General features: G+C 62.1%; 2 protein-coding genes. Both read right to left on the bottom strand.

All coding sequences use genetic code 11. The annotated features are described in order from the left end of the window. The coding region (locus tag FY112_RS03575; protein ID WP_151517711.1) for a CocE/NonD family hydrolase at nucleotides 1-689 on the bottom strand (689 nt) is incomplete at its 3' end. Nucleotides 690-740: 51 nt separating this feature from the next. Then, the coding region (locus FY112_RS03580) for an ABC transporter ATP-binding protein (RefSeq protein ID WP_246700594.1) at nucleotides 741-1901 on the bottom strand (1161 nt) is incomplete at its 5' end.

Here is a 1901-nt window from a genome sequence, read left to right on the forward strand (position 1 = left end):
TCCACGCTCGAAAAATCCTCTGAGATCGAGCCGTGACGCCAGAAATCGTCGCGCCGCTGGTGGGCCAGCCACTCTTCCATGAAGAAGGGTTCGCCTGCGAGGCGTTCCAGCCACTTTTCCTTCCAGCGCTCGCCGACGAGTGAAGGGTCGGGCGGCCGCGACTGGTAGCCGAGCATCGTCGCCGCCCATGAGAGCTGGGCGGAGAGATGGCAGCCGTTCTTGTAGTGGATGTCGTCATTGTAGCGGTCGACGGTCGAGGCGATCGAGATGACGGCCTTCAGCGCCGGCGGGCGCAATGCTGCGACCTGCAGGCTGTTGAAGCCGCCCCAGGAGATGCCCATCATGCCGACCGTGCCATTCGACCATGGCTGCGCGGCAATCCAGGCGATCAGCTCGCAGGCATTGGCAAGCTCGCTTTCGGTATATTCGCCGTCGATGACCCCGTCGGATTCTCCGGATCCGCGGATATCGACACGCACGCCGGCAATGCCTGATGCCGCGAATACCGGATAGGTCGACTCGTCCCGCAGACTGGTTCCGTCCCGCTTGCGATAGGGCAGGAATTCGAAGACGGCGGGAACGGGATCTTTTTCCGCGCCATCCGGCATCCAGATGCGCGCGGCAAGCCGCGTCCCATCCTTCAGTATAATCCATTCATTCTCGATGGTGGTGAAGCCGCGCGAGGTCATGCTCATTCCTTGATGCACATTCCGTGAGACGAAGGTTCTGCCCTCGTCAGGTCAGTTGCCGGCGCTTTCCATGCGTCGCGTGGCGAGCACGCGTTCCAGCCAGCCGATTTCCATTTCCGGAACGGATTTCAACAGCAGATCGGTGTAGTCGTCAAAGGGCGGCGACAGCGCCGTCGATTTCGAGCCGAACCGCACCAGCTTGCCACGATGCATCACCGCCACGCTGTCGGCAATCGCCCGGACGATGGCGATGTCGTGGGTGATGAAGACATAGGACAGCTGTTCTTCTTCCTGCAGGCGGAGAAGCAGCTTGAGGATGCCCTCCGCCACCAGCGGATCAAGCGCCGAGGTCGGCTCGTCGCAGAGGATGAGTTCAGGCTTGGCGGCAAGCGCTCTTGCTATCGCCACGCGCTGCTTCTGGCCACCCGATAGTTCGGCCGGGTAGCGGTCGACGAAGCCCTTGCCCATCTCGATCTGATCGAGCAGTTCCTTCACCCGCGCAGTTTTCTCGGCACCTCTCAGACCATAATAGAAGGTCAGCGGGCGGCCGATGATGTCGCGGACCGTCTGGCGCGGGTTCATCGCCGTATCGGCCATCTGGTAGATCAGCTGGATTCGCCTCAGATCGTCGTTCGGCCGGCTCTTCAGACCCGGCATCAGCGGCTTGCCGTCAAAGACGATGCGCCCGCTGCTCGGCGGCAACAGGCCGGTAATGACGCGCGCCAGGGTCGATTTGCCGGAACCGGATTCGCCGACGACCGCGAGCGTCTGCCCCTTCGGCACGTGCAGCGTGACATCGTGCAGCACTTTGAAGCCGTTGGAATATTCGGCACTGATATTTTCCACCTTGAGAAGTGCCGTGGACTGGTCGGCGGCTTCCTCGCGGTAGGCCTGCCTGACATTGACGAGGGCGCGGGTATAGTCCTCCCGCGGCGCCTCGATGATCTGCTGGACACTGCCATATTCTACCTGCTTGCCATAACGCAGGACCATGATGTCGTCCGAAATCTGGGCGACGACGGCAAGGTCATGGGTGATGTAGAGGGCGGCCGTGTGCGTTTCCTCGATGGCATGCTTGATCGCCGCCAGCACGTCGATCTGCGTGGTGACGTCAAGCGCCGTCGTCGGCTCGTCGAAGACGATCAGTTCGGGATTGGAGCAGAGCGCCATCGCCGTCATCGCCCGCTGCAGCTGGCCGCCGGAGACCTGATG

Origin of the sequence: Rhizobium sp. PEPV16 (assembly GCF_008919455.1) — a bacterium.
In the GTDB taxonomy this organism is placed as follows: Bacteria; Pseudomonadota; Alphaproteobacteria; order Rhizobiales; family Rhizobiaceae; genus Rhizobium; species Rhizobium leguminosarum_Q.